Genomic DNA, 18,698 nt, shown 5'->3' with positions numbered 1-18,698 from the left:
TCAGCTGTTTGCTCATCTATTCACAAAAAATAGATATAAATCGCCAATACCAAATAAAAAGGAGCACAATTATTCACATTATTTTTTCTGGTCAGACCAGATAAGCGTTCCAATTGCCGGTAAAAGCAGCACAGCACCCAGCATATTTACCAAGAACATGAAGGTTAAAAGGATACCCATATCAACCTGGAACTTAAGCGCAGAGAAAATCCATGTGCTTACGCCAATCGCCAATGTGATACCAGTAAACAGTACCGCACTGCCTCGTTCAGCAAGCGCATTTCGATAGGCAACCGACAATGGCATACCTTGCTTAAGCTGTCCCATCATAGAGGATAGAATATAAATGCCGTAATCGACACCTATTCCCACACCCAAAGCAATTACCGGTAGCGTCGATACCGTTAAACCGATTTCAAGCTGCACCATAAGCGCCTGAGCCAGCGTTGATACCACATATAAAGGTAGTACCACTGCGATAGTCGCTCGCACGCTCCTAAAGCTCGCTAGGCACAATAGAATCACCGCACCGTACACGTAGATCATCATAGGAACCTGTGCCTCGGAAACGGATTCATTTGTTGCCGCCATCACACCGATTGGACCTGATGCTAATTTAAAGGCAACGTCATCAGTTCCCTCTTCTTCTGAGAACGCTTTTATCTTCGCAATCACATGGTCGATAGATTCGGCCTTATGATCTGCCATAAAGATGATAATAGGCATCACCGAACAATCACCGTTAAGTAGCCCTGAGCTGGTCTCCACTCGAGAGGTAGCTTGAACTAGAGAAGCGGTATTTCTTGGTAACGTCTGCCACTTTAAGTTACCTTCGTTGTACCCAGCATTAACCGCTTGTGCAACGGAGCTTAAAGAAACAGCCGATTGTACACTCGGTAAGTTTTCTACTCGCCATTGGAAGCGACTAATACGCTCCATTGTATCGTGCTCAGTACAAGCCGCAGGTGTCGCTTCTACAATGACCTTTAAGATATCAGAAGAAATGGCATAACGGTCTGAGATAAGGAAAGTGTCTTGGTTGTATCTGGCATCTTCATGTAGCGCCGGTGCACCAGCATGTAAATCACCAATACGCATTTTTTCAGATTGCCAGTAGCCAAATGCGAATAGTACTGCACTGATAAGTAAAATCACTCTGGCCACTTTTTTGTCTGTGGTTTTCACCAAGGCCTCTCGCATTGCCTCAAACATACCATGGCTGGCGTTTTTACCATCACCAAGTCGCTTAATATTTGCAGACTCAAAAAACGATGCCATTACAGGAAGCAGTACCAAGTTGGTAAAGATAATAACCGCAACCCCTAAACTGGCAGTAATAGCAAGTTCACGAATAATGCCGATGTCGATTGCCAGTAAAGTTAAGAAGCCAACGGTGTCCGAAAGTAGAGCAATGCCACCTGGGATAAGTAATGCTTTAAAGCTCGCTTCAGCAGCCACTTTGCAGCTTACCCCTTCCCCTACTTTTTTACCTATCGCGTTGATCATTTGCACACCGTGACTCACGCCAATAGCGAAGACTAAGAAAGGCACCAAAATAGACATGGGATCAACACCAAAACCCAAAGTACTGAGTAAGCCCATCTGCCAAATCACAGCAATAAATGAACAAACAATCGGAAGCAGCGTAAGCTTAAAGCTCTTACAGAACATCCAGACCATAATAAAGGTAAAAGCAATTGCTAACGCAAAGAAAAGCACTACACCTTTCGCACCATCAGCAATGTCACCGGCCATTTTCGCAAAGCCAATAATATGTATGCTCACTTTGTCAGTGCTAAGAGGCGCTCGGATCTCAGACTCTAGTTTTTGCGCAAAGGCTAAGGTATCAAGCTTTTCTTGAGTTTGCGGATCGGTTTCCATTAGCTGAGCGGTTACCATGGCACAAGAATAGTCGCTTGCAACCATACGACCCACAACTTTTGCTTTTTCAATGTTCTGCTTTACAACCGCTAGGCCTTGTTCAGTAGGTTGAAAATTAGCGGGAATAATAGGTCCACCGGCAAAGCCGTCCTCTACCACCTCAACGAATCTCGCACTGGGTGCAAAGATTGAATTCACCAGTGGACGATTAACACCTGGGATAAAATAGAGCTGATCATGCACCGCCTTTAGCTGAGTGAAAAATGGCTCATTAAAGATGTCACCATCTTTATCACAAACGGAAATAAGAATACTATTTGCACCACCAAACTGTTTTTCGTGCTTCAAGTACACTTTCATGTATTCATGATTTAGTGGAATATTTTTGTTAAATGAGGCATCGAGCTGAATTTGTGTGGCTTTGAAGCCCAAAAATATCGTCGTCAGTACGAAAAAAGACACGACGGTAAGACGATGCCTAAAGATGGCGTATACCAATTGATTTAAAAACGCTTGCATTAGTTGTTCACCTCTACCTCAGCAATCCCCTGCTCCGTCGCTAGAATTAGCTGATTCTTTTTAACCACACCTGCTAAAATAGAGTGGCCGTTTTTTAGTTGTTTTGAGGTTAGCTTACCTGCTTTCAACGTGAATATTACGCCGCTGTTAGCAAACATATAGGTCACATTATCTTTGTGGGCAATACTATTTATTGTCGCCGTTTTTTGAGTATCAAGTTGCACGACTTGCTGTGCATTACCAATAAATGCGTTACCCCTAAGGCCCGCAACAATAAGTTGGTTATCTGAGGTTTGATCAACAGCAAAAAATGAACCGCGATAAAAAGGCTCAAATTTTTGCCATGTTTTTCCTAAGTCATCACTTTGTGCCACAAGTCCCATTTCACCGGCAAGGTACATCATGCCTTCGGCGATTAACAGGCGATTAAAATGGGGAAGAATAAACGCCGTTTCTTGTTCGTATGCCGCGGGGTCTTGCTCTTTTAAATCGGCTAAGTAGTCGACATCATCGGGGTGAACAAATTCACTGATAAAACGTTTTGTCCAAGACTCACCACCATCAGTGGTTTCAAAAAACATGCCATAAGCGCCCACAGCAAAGCCGTGTTGTTGGTCAATAAACTCAATATCAAGACAAGGCTTTTCCAATGTTGGTAGATATTGTTTTAGCGCCCATGTTTTGCCACCATCTGTGGTTTTGATTATGCTAGCGTCGTGGCCACAAGCCCAACCAATATCTTTGCCTTTGAATGTCACAGAGGTTAACAGTGATTGAATTGGCACCTCTGCCTGCGTCCAGTTTTGCCCTTCTTGTTTAATAATTATTGTGCCGTGTTTACCTACCGCAATTAACGCATCACCGTTATCTGTAATATCTGTGAAAAGCGTTTGTTCTGGGTGAGCGACCATCAGGGCTGATTTTGCTGAAATCTGATCACTACTTTCGGCTACTGCTACATGCGCCATAGTTAAAATCGAGGCTGCTACTAACTTCTTCATCATGAGAAAACACTCGAGTTGTGAGAGGAAAGGAGGAAGAAGGCTGAAGCGAGGTTGCTTCAGCCTGATAATATTTGATTAACGGCGACCCTCACGGCGCAGCGCACCCTGAGTAAACTCGTTATCGTTGAAAGACTGACTGAAGTCATACATGTCTTCTTCGTTATCTAACCCAATCGCAAGGTAGCGACGGGAGTTTAGATCATGATAGACATCCAACGTACTCCAATGCGTCGGCACTTCGTAGTAATTAAGGCCATGTGCCATCGCAACGCGATACATCTGGTCACGGTTATCATAGATGTCCGTTACGTGGATTTGCCAGCTATCTTCATCAATATAGAACACACGCTTTTTGTAAATATGGCGAGTACCTTCTTTCAGGTTAGCTTCAACTACCCATACGCGGTGCTTTTCGTAACGTACGTGTTCTGGGTTAATATGACCGGCCATCAAGATATCATCATACTTCAACTTGTCGCTATGTAGTTTGTAACTGTTGTAAGGGATATACATCTCTTTTTTGCCAACAAGTTTCCAATCATAACGGTTTGGAGAGCCGTTAAACATATCAAAGTCATCTGTTGTACGTAAGCTATCTGACGCAGTTCCTGGTGCATCATATGCAACGTTTGGCGCACGTCTTACACGACGCTGGCCAGCGTTATATGTCCAAGCCTGACGAGGTGTCAAAATTTGGTCCATTGTTTCATGTACAAGCAATGCAGTTCCAGCAAGACGTGCAGGTTCTGTCACTTGCTGCTTAAACTTAAACAGGATATTTGACTCTTGCAATGCTTCAGGGGTTGCATCTGTTGCAGAGTACTTAACCAATAATTGCTCATCGAAACCGATAATGTTGTAAGCACCTGACTCCGTAGGCATCGCTTGACCGCCGTAACGTGCAATCGACAAGCCACGGAAACGCAATAGGTGGTTCCAGATAGCTTCTAAGCCATCTTTTGGCACTGGAAACGGGATACCGATAGCGGTATTTTTAATGCCGTTACCACCTTCGATAAGCTCTGCTGTAGATGCGTATTTCTTTGTTGCATCGTACACAAACTGCGGATAAGACGCGCTGCGTCTAGTTGGGTAAATGTTCATTTTGAACGTTTCTGGATACGTTTCAAATAGTGCAATTTGACCTGGGCTTAGCAACGACTTGTATTTATCTAAATTTGATTTATCAATTGTGAACAATACTTTGTCATCAGCAAATGGATCTGGATGGTGCATGCCCACTTCATAACCAGCTGGAGGCGCTGTGATCCCACCATTCCAAGCCGGAATACTGCCATCAGCATTACCCGCTTTCTCTGCACCGACAGGCGTCAAGTCTTTACCTAAACGTGCAACTTCGTCAGCGCTCATCTTAGCCATAGCGCTGCTGGCAGACAGCATTGTAATTATTGTTGCTGCGATAAATGTAGGTTTTCTAAACATATCGAAAGCCCTTAAATTGAATACTTAATGTTGAATGAGATGAAATCACGGTCCGCAAAGGTATTCGTCTTACCACCACCCCAAAACGTGTTATAGCCAAAATCAAATGACCACGAATTTAGGTAGTTAAAGTTAAGATTAATGCCTAGCGATTTACGATCCTCAATGAACAAGAACATAGGATCCGGGGTGATACCGTTAACATCATGTGAGAACACTACACGTGGAGAAAAATTCACACCACTGAATAGGTTGTTATACTCACCCTTAGCAATAAGGCGATAGCCCCATGCAGAAGCCGATGGGAATGGGTTGGTCTCTGGACCATTTGAAACCGCTTGATGGATAAGATTGTAATCTCGGCCAGAAAGCCCCTCAATCGTGCCACTTCGGCCAGTACCTGAAACATTCAAACGAAGTTCATCGTACTCTGGCATGTCTTTGATGGTAACAGCACCGACTTCACCAACCACTGCCCAGCTATCTGCGCCTAGCGATGGTCCAAACAAATGTGTTGCAGTAAACTGTGCTTGAATAGTGTCTCGCAAAATATAACCTTGCGCGACTTCACCAGGGCCCACATAAGCAACATCGTCCCCTTGACTAAGCTGAGATAAACCAGCCAAATCATCACGCAGACCCGCAGCGGCTAACTGCTCAACCATACCTGCGTAAAGTAGTTCAACGTCATCTATCTGTAGTGGCTCATCTTGTCTATATGCCACTTCACCAGCAAATGCGGTTTCACCAATCGCAGTATTAAAACTTAAACCATACAGCTTGATGTCTTCTGGGTAGGTAATTTGCGCTTGAGTAAAGGCATTTAGGTTAGTGACATTGTCTGCGGTAATTTGATTTTGTGCGATGTAAGCTAAATCAGCCATGATCGCTTGCCCTGTAAAGTTAGAAGCTTTACCGGAAATCAGAGGTCTACGGCTGTGGTAATTAATGTAATACAAACCAAATTCAGTGTCGTTTAGCTCTGGAGAGAAAATACCTAAGCGTAAACCGTACTGACCACCATCATCAGGTTCGCTCTTACCGTTATTTCCTTTTCCTTTAAGCGCCACTTTAGTTGGATAAGCCATATACATGGACGCTGCAGCGCTGCCTACTGCTTCAGCTGTCGGCACGACGCCTTGAGCAACCAATGCAGCTGTTGCATCAGCATATAAACTGTTTAATGCGTCAGTGAGGTGATACAAATCGATATCAGGGTTTGAAGTAAAACCAAGCTGTACATTTTGCATATAACCATTTTCAGATGCAAAATCATTGGTTGAGAAGTAACTACCCGTCGCTGGCAATCTGGTTTCATGCCATTGATATTGGTAGAAGCCCTCTAAGTTTACGTTCTCAGATAATACCACCGACGCCCAAAGCATACCTACAGGGATAAAGGCTTCTTTTACTTCAGAGCCTGGTGCTTTCAAACGGTCAATATCCACTGGGTTGACGTTAATGCCATGGGAAATAAGCGTACTTTCACCCCAGTTAACTACTTGTTGACCTAAACGCACGGAGAGCGGGTTTTTACCATCATTCAGGTCAAAATCCGCCCAAACAAATGCATCTAGCAAGCGTAAATCAGAACAGACTTGTTTTCTGGTATCGTCGTCTTCACACGGGTCAACTTTTTTGCCTGAAACAGGGTTGCTATACGCAAAATCCCCATCTTCCATCGCAAAGTCGTAGAAATACATGAAACGAGTGAACAAACCATAGTTATCTTTGGTAATTGCTAAATCATGGGTACCTTTTAACAACTGAGAGAAAGTATCTCCAGAGTCAAAATTTAGGTTACCAGCATCACCATTATTTGAATAGGCACCCTGTTGTGACCAGATCTGTGACGAAGAATAGATGGTATTGCCAGTGGTTGCTTTATAACCATCCCAGTTAAACTGTGGATGATTACTTTTACCGATGAAATCAAAGTTACGATCTTCAACGCGAATGCTTTGACCATAAGAAAAAGTCGAATCGAAGGTAATTTCGAAATCACCAACCTCAAAACTGGCCGCGTGTACTGACGTGGCGGCAGCTCCCATTACTGCCGCGCTAAGACCGAGCATGATTTTGTTTTTCACAAAGAGCGATCTTTTTATCATTATTTCTCCCCCTTTTGGCGGGTCATGTCTAGAGCTTAAGCTCTTAGAGTTATTGTTTTTTGTTGTCTAAACGATAGAAGCGAAACCGCGAAAATACAAATACTGCTCAACTAAATCAACGCTTTTTCGCCTCTAGGGGCGTATTTTACTCTTGGTAAGACGTCCTACCAGATAATTTATAACACGTATTTCAAGCTTATAACAAACTCATTTAACAAAAATAAAATATGTTTTGCAGTTCTACTTCGATTAAGTGACTTTTTCTAACGATAGAAACTTATTGCTATCATCCAAGATGAGACGAAATCTCCCCCTGATCCCAATTGATGAAATAAAGGGGCGAATACGCTCTGCGGGGAAGCGGATACTCTTCCCCCCATCTTCAATCACTTGCACTGAAGTATAGTGCCCGTAGTAGTAACCGAGGCACTTGTCGTAGCTCAAATCCATGTAAAAGAAGTACTCTTTCATCTACTGCGCTAGCGCCTTCTCTACCTTCTCATATAAGTCGTCGCTTAAGCCTTCTAAGTTAGCCAAACGACTCAATTGTGCCCGCATCAGTTGTTGGCGCGTTTCATCATAACGCTTCCATGACATGAACGGCGTGATCATACGAGACGCATTTTGTGGATTGATGTTGTTTAGCTCCACTAATAGGTCTCCCAATAACGCATAGCCCTTACCATCTGTACGATGGAATTGCGCGGGGTTACTTCTTGCGAAACTTCCTATCAATGCGCGAACACGGTTAGGATTGCCTTTGTCAAAACAAGGATGCGCATAAAGCGTATTTATATTCGATATCACCTCATCATTAGATAAGCTTGCACTTAATGCAAACCATTTGTCCATGACTAGACTATCGTGCCGCCATTGACTATCAAATTGACTGAACAAGCTTTCCATCTTTGTATGCTGCGCGGCGACGGCTGCTTTTAATGATGCCAACTTAGTGGTCATATTGCTTGAAGAAAATTGATTATCTAGCGCGCTCTCAACACTATCGGAATCTGTTTTCGCTAAGTAATAAAGCGCTTTATTTTTAAAGGCTCTGATCGCGACATCCTTTGCTTCTAATGAGCCTGAGTCTTGCAAAGACAAATAAGCGTGTTCAAACACCGATTGAAGTGATTGCGCAATTTGCATTTCAAATGCATCGGAAATTGAAACGAGTTTGTCTACTGGGATAATTTCAAATTGGCTAGCTAGCGTATCAAACGTTGGTAAAGTCAATAACTCAGCCAATAGCGCAAGGTCTCCATCTAATGTTTCCACCAATGCGGACAACGCATCGAGGACTTTTGGATCCAATTTGAAATCGTCTGACGTAACCGCTCGTTTAACTTCAATCATAAAGATTTGCTGCATTGCTTCCCAACGAGCGTAATCACTACGCGCAAAACGCAATATGTGTAGTAACTCATCAATGGTATAGCTGTACTCCATAAGCACAGGCGCTGAGAAATCTTCTAGTAATACAGGAACGGGTTTACTTACAACTTGCTCAAACTCAAACCGCTGTTCAAATTCAGTAATATCTAACGCTCGTTGTATTTCTCCGTGCTTTGTTAGCAACGGAATGCTTTCACCTTGCTCATCCAAAAGCTCTAACTTAAAAGGAATATGCAGTGGCACTTTTACGGGGTCGCCATCAGCATGGCTTTGGCTCACCGTAATTGAATATGTTTGTGCCTGTTTGTCATACTCGGTAGCCACTTTTACTCTTGGCGTACCAAATTGCTCGTACCATAGTTTAAATTGCGTTAAATCAACACCAGAAGCATCCATCATTGCATTAACGAAATCATCGCACGTCACTGCTTGTCCGTCATGACGCTCAAAGTAGAGTTTCATCCCTTTTTGGAAGTTTGCTTCCCCCAATAAGGTATGCATCATGCGGATCACTTCAGCGCCTTTGTTATAAACAGTTACGGTATAGAAGTTATTCATTTCAATAACTTGCTGTGGCCTTATCGGATGTGCCATTGGTCCCGCGTCTTCTGCAAACTGATGCGTACGCATCGCCATTACTGCGTCGATACGGTTTAGGCCTCGAGAACCTAGATCGCTGCTAAACTCCTGATCTCTAAATACAGTTAGGCCTTCTTTTAAACTAAGCTGAAACCAATCACGGCAAGTAACCCGGTTTCCAGTCCAGTTATGGAAGTATTCATGTCCAACTATCGATTCAATGGTGTGAAAGTCTCGGTCTGTCGCAGTCTCTTGGCTTGCCAACACACAGGCACTATTAAAAACATTCAGACCCTTGTTTTCCATTGCACCCATATTGAAAAAATCAACCGCGACAATCATGTATATATCGAGATCATATTCCAAATCAAACCTTGACTCATCCCACTCCATGGCCTTTTTTAGTGACGTCATAGCATGGGGAGCTTTATGTAAATTGCCTTTATCGACAAATAGCGCCAACTTCACCTCTCTACCCGACTTTGTGCTGTAATTGTCTTCTAATACGTCAAAATCGCCGGCAACCAAGGCAAACAAATAGCTTGGTTTTTTGTGTGGGTCGTGCCATTTTGCAAAATGTCTGCCGTCACTTAAGCTCCCTTCTTCAACTTTATTGCCATTTGATAATAAGTAACGATACTTTGACTCACCGATGATCGTCACCGTATAAGTCGTCAGTACATCAGGTCTATCCATAAAGTAGGTGATTTTTCTAAAACCTTCCGCTTCACATTGCGTACAATAAGCGCCGTCAGAGAGGTATAAACCTTCAAGTGAGGTGTTTGTTTGCGGCGAAATTTTAGTGACAATTTTGAGCTCAAAGGCCTTCGGCAAGTTAGAAAGAATCAATTCAGAGTCAGATTTTTCAAGGCTTTGCCACTCTTCACCATTTACCTGACAAGATGCTAACTCTAAGTCGACACCATCCAATATTAATTGTGTCGCATTGCCCACCGCGACAAACTGACTTACGGCAGTCACTATGGTATTTCTTGGGCTTAACTCAAAGGTCAAGCAAAGCGTATCAACGGTATGGCTTGGTGCAAGGTAATCTTTAAGAAATTTGGCTTGTGGTTTTTGAGTCATATATAGTCCTTACAAAAACGCCCCAAAAAGGGGCGAGTGATAAAACAAATTTGATATCGCCAATTCTAAGGATAGGCGTTTAATTTCTATTTGACCTGTTGGAAAAGGCCTAATCAAGATTGCAAATGCGCTATTTTACGCTTGTTCTGTTTTCTCATTTGGTTCTTCCGCGTTTACCGTTGGTGGCGTAATCTTAAGGATCTTGATACCAAGGTACGCGTAGATGACCGCCAGCACAGGATTGATCAAGTTAAAGAATGCGTACATGGCATAATCAAACGGATTGATAAGTAGTACACTTTGCATATATGCGCCGCAGGTGTTCCAAGGGATCAGTGGGCTGGTGATTGTGCCACCGTCTTCCAGCGTACGAGAGAGGTTTACACTCTTCAAACCGCGCTTTTTATATTCTTCTTTGAACATACGACCGGGGACAACAATCGCGATGTACTGATCCGCGGCAACTAGATTTGTACCAATACAAGTTGCAATAGTCGAGGCAATTAGTGAGCCCGTGCTTTTTGCAATTTTAAGAATGCTGCGTACGAAGACATCAAGTAAGCCAGTTTTTTCCATAATGGCACCAAACATCAATGCCGTCATCACCAGCCAAGTTGTCGTAAGCATTGATGACATGCCACCGCCACTTAACAAGTCGTCCATTTTTGCATCGCCTGTTTGCAACGCAAAACCATCAAAGAAAGTCGCCCACACCAATTTCACATAGCCCACTAACTCACCTTGGCTAGCATCAATTTGACTTGCAATAAGATCTCCTTGGAACAGTACTGCCCATATCGCCCCCATCACCGCGCCGATTGAAATCGCCGGAAAAGCAGGCATCTTCTTGATAGCAAGCCCAAGCAGCACCAGCAAAGGAACTAGCATTAACAGGTTAATGTTGAAATTAGTTTGTAGTATCGACACAATTTCATCTATTCGCCCCGCCTCGCTTGACGCTTCAGCATTAAAGCCCATGACAATAAATATAATAAGTGCGATTACAAAGCTAGGTACTGTGGTCCAAAGCATATGTTGAATATGATCAAATAGATCACTACCGGCAACTGCAGGCGCTAAGTTCGTGGTTTCAGATAATGGGCTTAACTTATCGCCAAAATAGGCACCTGAAATGACTGCACCTGCGGTTACGACCTGATCTAAGCCAAGCCCAGTCGCTACACCTAATAGCGCTACACCTATGGTTGCGGCCGTCGTCCACGAGCTACCTATACTCATCGCCACAATCCCACAAATCAAACAACTCGCGGCATAAAACCAACTTGGGTTGATAATTTGTAGTCCGTAATAAATCAGTGTGGGAACTGTACCAGACAGTAGCCAAGTACCTATTAAAGCACCTACCATCAATAAAATGATAATGGCACCAAGAGAGATAGTGATCCCCTTTATCATCGCTTCTTCAAGCGTCTTCCACGTAAAACCATTTTTTAGGCCGACGAGCGCCGCAGTGAATGTTGCAAAAAGCAAGGCTATTTGGTTTGGACCTGATGATGAACTGTCACCATAGAGGTACACCGCAGCACCGAGCAAAGCGACCAACAAAGTGATCGGAATAAGAGCGTCAATAAATGACGGCTGTTTTTGTTGTTTCAAAAGGAATACTCCTACGCACGACGACCCATGCTTATAATTATTTTATTTGCAGTATACCGTTTTGAGCCGTTTTGAGTAGCTAGGTTGCCAGTGGTCGAGCCACGCACCATTCTCAAAAAGCCTCAAAAGAGTATCAGCTTAGAAAATCTGGCAGATGATAACAAAATTTGTAAAGTAAAAGTAAGTGTAAAAGGCATAATAAAAGGCGCTTGAAGCGCCTTTTATTATTTATTAACTTCGTTTTTGGCTATCCGCCCGTATGAAATTAGGTCCTGCGTGATAAGTGCAGCCTCTTCAAGGTAAGGGTCTAACTCCGAAATAACCTCTGGTGCATCATCCAAGTCTTTAACCGGTTCTAAACCGAGACGTTTCAACCTTTCATTAGTACGTTTCAATACCAGATCATCGCGTTCTTCACGCTCCTTGATACGCTCGGCTTCAACTAATGAAATCGCCTTATCATCTTTGCGCGCTTTGTATTCTTCAATATCTTTATAAATATATTCGAATTCTGGCTCTGCTTTTACTCGCTCATCATGGCGCTTACTCAAGTATTGAATAGTAGGCGACAAGTTATCTAGACTCGCATATTTTGCTCGAACAATACTATCCCAAGGCAGTGCATTATCTTCTTGGCTCTCTCCCCACTCTTCAGGATTGATTGCCGAAGGTAGCAAGATATCAGGGATCACGCCTTTATGTTGCGTACTGCCACCGTCGATACGGTAAAACTTCGCAATAGTGTAGGTTACACTTCCCAAAGGATTTTCGAATAAATCGTAATTTTTACCGAGGCCACGATGTTGTTGCACAGTGCCTTTACCAAAGGTTTGCTCACCAATCACCACCGCTCGGCCATAATCTTGCATCGCAGCAGCAAAAATCTCGGATGCCGATGCACTGTAGCGGTCAACCAAAACAGTCAAAGGTCCATCGTAGAAGGTAATGCCATCTCTATCTTGTTGACTTTCAACCCGGTTATAAGCGGTATGGATCTGAACAACTGGACCTTGGTCAAAGAATAGACCGGATAGCTGGGTCGCTTCGTAAAGTGAGCCACCACCATTTTGGCGAAGATCAATGATAACCCCATCTACTTTGGCTTCTTTAAGTTTAGCGATTTCAGTTTTTACATCTTGAGAAAGATTATTGTAGAAACTCGGGATTTCTATCACGCCTATTTTGCTTTGTAGCTCAGAATACTTGGCTTCAAAGACAGAAGACTTAACTGCGCGATCTTCCAATTTTACTTTGTCACGAACAATTTCAACGATTTTAGGCGTACCGTGACTATCAGTACCTTTAAGGTATTGAAGTCGAACCTTGGTCCCCTTCGGGCCTTTGATGAGATCGACCACATCATCTAAACGCCAGCCGATAACATCTACAAATTCTTTATCATCTTGTGCTACGCCGATGATTTTGTCGTCCGGCTTAAGCTTTTCGGTTTTGTCCGCAGGGCCGCCAGGAACTAAACTACGGATCACGGTGTAATCTTCATCGTAACTTAATACCGCACCAATCCCTTCCAGCTCTAAGTCCATATCCATTTTGAACTGTTCGGCTCGGCGTGGCGAGAGATAGGATGTGTGCGCTTCAATACTGCGTGCAAACGCATTCATGATTACTTGAAATGCATCTTCACTGTTCGTTTGGACTAGACGTTTTTGCGCGTTTTTGTAGCGCTTGGTAAGGACTTCTTTTATCTCTTCCCAATTTTTGCCAGTCAACTTTAAGCGAAGCGCATCAGATTTGACACGCTGGCGCCAATATTCGTCAAGTTCGCTTGTCGCGGTTGCATAATTTTGCTCTTCTCTATCAAAAATGAACTCATCTTTTTTGTCAAAGTTCATTTCTTTGTCGAGTAAGCTAATGGCAAAATCATAGCGCTCAAAGCGACGCTTCATGCTTAGATTAAACATATCATAAGCAAAACCCAGTTTTCCTGAGATCAATGCATCATCAAATTGCTTACGATATTGTTGAAAACTATCGATATCCGACTGTAGAAGCAAAGACTTATTAAAGTCGATGGCTTCTACGTAACGATCGAAAATTTTATCCGATAAGCTGTCATCAAAGCTGAAGCGTTTGTAGTGTTGTCGAGTAAATAGGTTAGTCACTCGTTTACTAGCCGTTGTGTGTTGCGCTTCAGGTTTAAGAACCGGCAAGTCCTTAATAGTGACTGTGCTTGTTGAGGCTAAAGTAACACTCGATACGAACGCGGCGACTAGGGAAATGAGTGGTAACTTTTTACTCATATACAACTCCTTACTGGATATATAGGCTATCTGCTTTAGTTTTAACTTGCATTCCTGTTACAAGCTCTACGTGCACTTCATCATTTTTGACTTCAGTGATAGTAGCGTTAACAAGCGCTTGACCAAGTTTAACTTTAACTTTGTTATTAACCTTGACCTGTTCAGCCGGTAAAGGTTCAACTTTACCACTACGCTTTGGTTTAACTTCAGCAGGTTTACTACTCATTTTAGGGCGTTTTTGGTCTTGACGATCCCTAGAGTGAGGTTTCTTTTTGTAAGATTTTGTTTCGCCATCGCGATTGTTTGGACGCTGTGGCTTTTTACGCTTAGCCATTTTTGCACGGCTCTCGGCCAATGCTTTTTCTGCGTGTTCAACGTGCTCTTGTTCAACCTTTTCTGCTTGGTTGCCGTCTAAGTCTACACGAAACTCGTTCTTAGTGACTGCTTCGAGATAACGCCAGTTTGAAGTGTATTTACGAAGTGCTTGACGTACTTGAGTTTTACTGACTTTGTCAGACCCCTCAATACGCTCAGCGATATCTTTGAAAATACCAACCTTTAATGGCTTAATCCCATCCTTTTGCTTGAAGCAGTTAGGAAATTCTGAAAATAAGAAGTCTAATACTTCATTTGTGTCTTTTAGCTTGTTTGTGGTTTCCATTTTTAAACCTATTAATTACATCTGCTCATCGAGCGACGAGTTTATATAGTGTGTAACCCAGTCAATTAGCTCTTCTATATCTGCTTCAAGAAGCGCTAAATCACCGCGAAGATGTTCCCAAATACCTTCTATGAGCCTATCTATTGTGTCACAGTCTAAATCTTCGGGAAGCAAATCCCATGCGTGATGAATAAGTTCATTTAAGCGTTCTGCAACAACTTCCTCTTCGCCTTCCCAATCACCAACATCGGCGTAGGAAAACAAATAATCTTGTACCTGAAGCATATCTTTCATTAAAGCGTTTCCTCAAACGCTTTAACTAACGCTTCTAATCCGATTTTATCCTGCTCGTCAAATCTTGCCAGACTAGGACTGTCAATGTCTAGCACGGCGATCACTTTATTATCTTTGAAAACAGGGATCACAATTTCTGAATTTGATGCTGCATCGCAAGCAATGTGGCCAGCAAACGCATGAACATCCTCAACCAATTGCGTTTCACAAGTTGCAGCGGCTGTACCACACACCCCTTTACCAACAGGAATTCGTATGCAGGCTGGGTTGCCTTGGAATGGCCCAAGAACCAACTCTTCAGCGCTATCCATAAGATAAAAGCCTGCCCAGTTGATATCTTCAAGAGTTGTAAATAAAAGCGCACTCAAGTTTGCCATATTGGCAATCACATTGTGTTCACCACTGATTAGCCCTTGAGCTTGTTTAACTAAAGTCTGATAAAAGTCTTGCTTTTGCATTACCATCAAATTCACGAATTGAACGACAAAAGCTAAAGGTACTCTTTCGGAGAAATAATTAAAACCTTTTCGACTGAAAAAGTATTAATTATCTGTAAAACTGACACTGCTCGGTTAATTATCACTCAGTTTTACGATGACCTGCCCGCAAACCAAACAAGAATAGCCCCGCGGCGAGCATTGACATTAAGGCGTTAACAATAAAACCGACCCCCGATTGTGCCGCGAAAAGATAGCTAAATACCGCACCACCAAGTAAGCCCAGTGTTAACAGACCACCATATTGCACCTTGTTGTACCTAAACATAAGGATATATCCAGGAACAACGAAAAGGCACATTGCAAGACCAACGATATATGCGTTAGAAATTGCGCTCAGTAGTAAGTTAAAGAACATTTCACTGCGACCGAGTGTAAAGCTGTAGTAAATCCCAAGCACACCACCCACGATTAACGGTGATAATAAAGAGAACCCAACCCCTTTGCTAACTTGTTTCATATTCAACACTCTCTACACTTATTATTCATTCAACTCTATTGAGTATTGTGCAAGCAGTGCCTCGGCACTAGCCGACTTTGGTCTAATAGGTATTTTTTCGAGAGTATACTGGTGAAATCGCAATACGGGAGATTTCTGATATCAGAAACAAAAAAGCCCTCAAATTTGAGGGCTTTAAATGTGGCGGAGAGATAGGGATTTGAACCCTAGATACGCTATTAACGTATGCCGGTTTTCAAGACCGGTGCTTTCAACCACTCAGCCATCTCTCCAAAACCTGTTATCCACGCTCAATAGCATGAATCTAAAATAAGTGGCGGAGAGATAGGGATTTGAACCCTAGATACGCTATTAACGTATGCCGGTTTTCAAGACCGGTGCTTTCAACCACTCAGCCATCTCTCCGCAGCGGGGCGAATAATAGAGAATCCCTATGCGCTTGTGAAGCTTTTTTTTCAATTATTTGATCGTTTGCGTAAAATTTGGCTCAATCGTCTAAGAACCAGTCAAAATTATGCGTATTTTAAATATTTCAGCGAACTTTTGAAAATATTCAAAGTCTTACGTATTGAGTAACTATTGCCGTAGAGACCCAATTAACGACAGATATTGATCCAGAAATCATTGCCCCAACATATAACAATTGATACTCTTATCTTAGTTATTTTTGGGATCAGCATGTTTTATTAAGGAGCTTGAATCATGGCATTCAATCATTCATACAACACTGCAAAACCTGTCATGTCGACAATGGAAACAAACAAAGTGTTGAAAAACACTTACTTCCTATTGGCAATGACATTAGCGTTTAGTGCAGTAACAGCCGCAATTTCAATGACAATGGCCTTACCAGCATTTACCGGTATTGTTTGTTCATTAGTTGCATTTGGTTTGCTATTTGTTATCGGTAAAAAAGCAAACTCATCTTCTGCTATCGGTCTTGTATTCTTATTTACTGGTATTTTAGGTTTCGGCCTTGGGCCTATGCTTAATCACTATGCAGCACTACCAAATGGTGGCATGTTGATAGCACAAGCACTTGGCACAACAGCGTTAATTTTCTTCGGTTTATCAGCTTATGCACTAACTACGAAAAAAGACTTTTCGTTTATGGGTGGCTTTTTAACGGTTGGTTTAATCGTGGTTATTATCTCAAGCCTAGTAAACTTGTTCATTGGATCGAGCATCGCGTTTATGGCAATTAACGCGGCAGTTGTTTTATTAATGTCTGGCTTTATCCTTTATGATACAAGCCGAATTATCAACGGCGGCGAGACAAACTACGTGCTTGCAACTGTGAGCTTGTATTTAAGTATTTATAACTTATTTACCAGTATCCTTGCCCTTTTAGGCGCGTCGGATGACTAACTCAGAATTTCTGATAAAATAAGCCCCATTACGGGGCTTTTTTTATGAGTAAAATTTGAGTCAAATAGCCATATCAGTGCACTTTGGCGTAGCTGCACAGTCAAAGTTAACTTTACTAGAGCGGTATGTCGATGCCGCTATTAAAAGTGACCATCAAATCGCGTGTATCTTTCTATACCAAGATGGTGTTTATCACGCCAGTCAAAATATCGTACACGCTTCCGACGAATTGCAAGTCAACGCACTTTGGCAACGCATCAAAGATAAAGGGATCCCCCTGTTGCTGTGTGTCACCGCTGCGGAAAAACGCGGCGTTAGCATCGAAGACGTTAGCCCTTTCACCGTTGCAGGCCTTGCGGAGTTTGCCATGATCTCAAGTAAGTCTGATAAGTGGATGCAGTTTAAATGAGTAAAAACGTGTTAATTATTTCTCAAACCAGTCCATTTGACCAAAATAGTCTGAAAGAAGCGCTCGATGTCGCACTAATCTATGCAGCGATTGATCAACAAGTAAGTTGGCTTTTTACCGGTTCTGCTGTGCTATCGCTCCAGAAAACCCTCAATGCTCCACTACTGGGTTTAAAAGACATGTTTAAGCAATTAAAAACTCTGGAAATTTATGATGTCGAGCGGGTTTATGCCTGTCAGTCAGCGATGGAGGAGTTTAACATATCGCCACACTCCCTTGCTGTTGATACTGAAATCAAAAATCAACATGAAATCCTTGCGTTAATCAAACAACATGACTTTGTGGTGACACTATGAGTACGCTACATATTATTTCTAGTATCGAAGCATGCGATCAGCTGCAGTTTGTATCCCATCACGACACAATTTTATTATGTAATGATGGCTGCTTTGGGCAAACGCGTATCTCAGCTGGAGATGCAAATGTGGTGATGCTGCAAACTTGCGCCAGTGCCAGAGGCATTGTCCCAGAGGCCGGAGTAGAGCTTATCTCTGACAAAGATTGGGTTGAGCTGACCATTACGATGAACAATTCAATTACTTGGTAATCATCATGCTAGAATTTAACAACCAAACTATCGAGACAGATAAACAAGGCTATTTGCTAGACCATACTCAATGGACTAAAGATTTAGCACCACTTCTAGCCGCAGAAGAAAATATTGAGCTTTCAGATGCACATTGGGAAGTCATTGAGTTTGTGAGAAATTTTTATCTCGAATACAATACCAGCCCCGCGATCCGCATGCTGGTAAAAGCAATGGCTAAAGCACTAGGCGAAGATAAAGGAAATAGCATCTATTTATATAAGCTATTTCCAAAAGGCCCAGCCAAACAAGCAACAAAAATAGCAGGATTGCCAAAACCCGCCAAATGTATTTAACCTGAACTTCGGATAATTAATGCCTTTCTAGCAGCCAGTTTTAGCGCTAACTGCGTTGAATTCACTGCCAATAGCCTGCTATTGGTGCGTAAATTCGTCTTGCCTACAAGGATGTAGGTACCTGGGCGGTAGCAGGACGCGAGAGCGGAGTTATCCCTAAAACTCTCTGGCTAG

Annotated in this window: 17 protein-coding genes and 2 tRNA genes; 5 read left to right on the top strand and 14 right to left on the bottom strand. The window is 42.6% G+C overall.

Features of this window, described 5'->3' with window-relative positions; genetic code table 11:
- Positions 1 to 78 precede the first annotated feature (78 nt).
- From BB427_RS04460 to BB427_RS04395, 14 genes are all read right to left on the bottom strand, one after another.
- Positions 79 to 2,400 (bottom strand): efflux RND transporter permease subunit, encoded by a 2,322-nt coding sequence (locus tag BB427_RS04460; protein WP_069019077.1) that lies wholly within the window; start codon positions 2,398 to 2,400, stop codon positions 79 to 81.
- Entirely contained in the window at positions 2,400 to 3,401 is a 1,002-nt protein-coding gene (locus tag BB427_RS04455) for a WD40/YVTN/BNR-like repeat-containing protein (RefSeq protein WP_239359634.1), read from the bottom strand. Before BB427_RS04455 ends, BB427_RS04460 begins: the two co-directional genes overlap by 1 nt.
- 78 nt (positions 3,402 to 3,479) lie before the next feature.
- Positions 3,480 to 4,847, bottom strand: coding sequence for a DUF1329 domain-containing protein (locus tag BB427_RS04450; protein WP_069019075.1), 1,368 nt, complete (start codon positions 4,845 to 4,847; stop codon positions 3,480 to 3,482).
- A gap of 11 nt (positions 4,848 to 4,858) precedes the next feature.
- Complete coding sequence (locus BB427_RS04445; RefSeq protein WP_069019074.1) at positions 4,859 to 6,958, bottom strand: DUF1302 domain-containing protein; 2,100 nt, start codon at positions 6,956 to 6,958, stop codon at positions 4,859 to 4,861.
- 249 nt (positions 6,959 to 7,207) lie between these two features.
- Entirely contained in the window at positions 7,208 to 7,429 is a 222-nt protein-coding gene (locus BB427_RS04440) for a DUF2835 domain-containing protein (RefSeq protein WP_010604628.1), read from the bottom strand.
- On the bottom strand, positions 7,430 to 10,015 hold the full coding sequence (gene pepN, locus BB427_RS04435) for an aminopeptidase N (RefSeq protein WP_069019073.1): 2,586 nt from the start codon (positions 10,013 to 10,015) through the stop codon (positions 7,430 to 7,432).
- Between the two features lie 135 nt (positions 10,016 to 10,150).
- Positions 10,151 to 11,632, bottom strand: coding sequence for a Na+/H+ antiporter NhaC (gene nhaC / locus BB427_RS04430; protein ID WP_069019072.1), 1,482 nt, complete (start codon positions 11,630 to 11,632; stop codon positions 10,151 to 10,153).
- 224 nt (positions 11,633 to 11,856) lie between these two features.
- Positions 11,857 to 13,893 carry a carboxy terminal-processing peptidase gene (gene prc, locus BB427_RS04425; RefSeq protein ID WP_069019071.1) on the bottom strand — a complete coding sequence of 679 codons (2,037 nt, stop codon included), beginning with the start codon at positions 13,891 to 13,893 and terminating at the stop codon, positions 11,857 to 11,859.
- Between the two features lie 10 nt (positions 13,894 to 13,903).
- Positions 13,904 to 14,554, bottom strand: coding sequence for an RNA chaperone ProQ (proQ, locus tag BB427_RS04420; protein ID WP_045989042.1), 651 nt, complete (start codon positions 14,552 to 14,554; stop codon positions 13,904 to 13,906).
- A gap of 15 nt (positions 14,555 to 14,569) precedes the next feature.
- Entirely contained in the window at positions 14,570 to 14,848 is a 279-nt protein-coding gene (locus BB427_RS04415) for a hypothetical protein (protein ID WP_010371557.1), read from the bottom strand.
- Entirely contained in the window at positions 14,848 to 15,306 is a 459-nt protein-coding gene (locus tag BB427_RS04410) for a GAF domain-containing protein (protein WP_010371559.1), read from the bottom strand. Before BB427_RS04410 ends, BB427_RS04415 begins: the two co-directional genes overlap by 1 nt.
- Before the next feature lie 121 nt (positions 15,307 to 15,427).
- Positions 15,428 to 15,805, bottom strand: coding sequence for a hypothetical protein (locus tag BB427_RS04405; protein ID WP_045989041.1), 378 nt, complete (start codon positions 15,803 to 15,805; stop codon positions 15,428 to 15,430).
- A 181-nt stretch (positions 15,806 to 15,986) separates the two neighbouring features.
- Positions 15,987 to 16,077 (bottom strand) — tRNA-Ser (locus tag BB427_RS04400).
- Between the two features lie 42 nt (positions 16,078 to 16,119).
- Positions 16,120 to 16,210, bottom strand: a tRNA-Ser gene (locus tag BB427_RS04395).
- Between the two features lie 297 nt (positions 16,211 to 16,507).
- Between BB427_RS04395 and BB427_RS04390 the strand changes: the two genes are divergently transcribed.
- Genes BB427_RS04390 through BB427_RS04370 form a run of 5 tightly spaced genes read left to right on the top strand, consistent with a single transcriptional unit; the run spans position 16,508 to position 18,524 of the window.
- The gene (locus BB427_RS04390; RefSeq protein ID WP_010604622.1) at positions 16,508 to 17,173 is read left to right on the top strand and encodes a Bax inhibitor-1/YccA family protein; all 666 of its coding nucleotides are present in this window, start codon (positions 16,508 to 16,510) and stop codon (positions 17,171 to 17,173) included.
- 55 nt (positions 17,174 to 17,228) lie between these two features.
- Positions 17,229 to 17,582 carry a sulfurtransferase complex subunit TusD gene (tusD, locus tag BB427_RS04385; protein WP_010604621.1) on the top strand — a complete coding sequence of 118 codons (354 nt, stop codon included), beginning with the start codon at positions 17,229 to 17,231 and terminating at the stop codon, positions 17,580 to 17,582.
- Positions 17,579 to 17,938 carry a DsrE family protein gene (locus BB427_RS04380; RefSeq protein ID WP_045989039.1) on the top strand — a complete coding sequence of 120 codons (360 nt, stop codon included), beginning with the start codon at positions 17,579 to 17,581 and terminating at the stop codon, positions 17,936 to 17,938. Before tusD ends, BB427_RS04380 begins: the two co-directional genes overlap by 4 nt.
- Entirely contained in the window at positions 17,935 to 18,189 is a 255-nt protein-coding gene (locus BB427_RS04375; protein WP_039495714.1) for a DsrH/TusB family sulfur metabolism protein, read from the top strand. Before BB427_RS04380 ends, BB427_RS04375 begins: the two co-directional genes overlap by 4 nt.
- A gap of 5 nt (positions 18,190 to 18,194) precedes the next feature.
- On the top strand, positions 18,195 to 18,524 hold the full coding sequence (locus tag BB427_RS04370; protein ID WP_045989037.1) for a TusE/DsrC/DsvC family sulfur relay protein: 330 nt from the start codon (positions 18,195 to 18,197) through the stop codon (positions 18,522 to 18,524).
- Positions 18,525 to 18,698 lie beyond the last annotated feature (174 nt).

This window comes from Pseudoalteromonas sp. BMB (assembly GCF_001709235.1).
Taxonomy (GTDB): Bacteria; Pseudomonadota; Gammaproteobacteria; order Enterobacterales; family Alteromonadaceae; genus Pseudoalteromonas; species Pseudoalteromonas maricaloris.
Note: the sequence above shows the minus strand (reverse complement) of the source record. Positions and strands in the feature narration are given on the sequence as shown.

Coding starts and splice junctions, on each gene's coding strand:
- BB427_RS04460 (WP_069019077.1), bottom strand. CDS start 2,400: ATGCAAGCGTTTTTAAATCAATTGGTATACGCCATCTTTAGGCATCGT.
- BB427_RS04455 (WP_239359634.1), bottom strand. CDS start 3,401: ATGAAGAAGTTAGTAGCAGCCTCGATTTTAACTATGGCGCATGTAGCA.
- BB427_RS04450 (WP_069019075.1), bottom strand. CDS start 4,847: ATGTTTAGAAAACCTACATTTATCGCAGCAACAATAATTACAATGCTG.
- BB427_RS04445 (WP_069019074.1), bottom strand. CDS start 6,958: ATGATAAAAAGATCGCTCTTTGTGAAAAACAAAATCATGCTCGGTCTT.
- BB427_RS04440 (WP_010604628.1), bottom strand. CDS start 7,429: ATGAAAGAGTACTTCTTTTACATGGATTTGAGCTACGACAAGTGCCTC.
- pepN (WP_069019073.1), bottom strand. CDS start 10,015: ATGACTCAAAAACCACAAGCCAAATTTCTTAAAGATTACCTTGCACCA.
- prc (WP_069019071.1), bottom strand. CDS start 13,893: ATGAGTAAAAAGTTACCACTCATTTCCCTAGTCGCCGCGTTCGTATCG.
- proQ (WP_045989042.1), bottom strand. CDS start 14,554: ATGGAAACCACAAACAAGCTAAAAGACACAAATGAAGTATTAGACTTC.
- BB427_RS04415 (WP_010371557.1), bottom strand. CDS start 14,848: ATGAAAGATATGCTTCAGGTACAAGATTATTTGTTTTCCTACGCCGAT.
- BB427_RS04410 (WP_010371559.1), bottom strand. CDS start 15,306: ATGCAAAAGCAAGACTTTTATCAGACTTTAGTTAAACAAGCTCAAGGG.
- BB427_RS04405 (WP_045989041.1), bottom strand. CDS start 15,805: ATGAAACAAGTTAGCAAAGGGGTTGGGTTCTCTTTATTATCACCGTTA.
- BB427_RS04390 (WP_010604622.1), top strand. CDS start 16,508: ATGGCATTCAATCATTCATACAACACTGCAAAACCTGTCATGTCGACA.
- BB427_RS04380 (WP_045989039.1), top strand. CDS start 17,579: ATGAGTAAAAACGTGTTAATTATTTCTCAAACCAGTCCATTTGACCAA.
- BB427_RS04375 (WP_039495714.1), top strand. CDS start 17,935: ATGAGTACGCTACATATTATTTCTAGTATCGAAGCATGCGATCAGCTG.
- BB427_RS04370 (WP_045989037.1), top strand. CDS start 18,195: ATGCTAGAATTTAACAACCAAACTATCGAGACAGATAAACAAGGCTAT.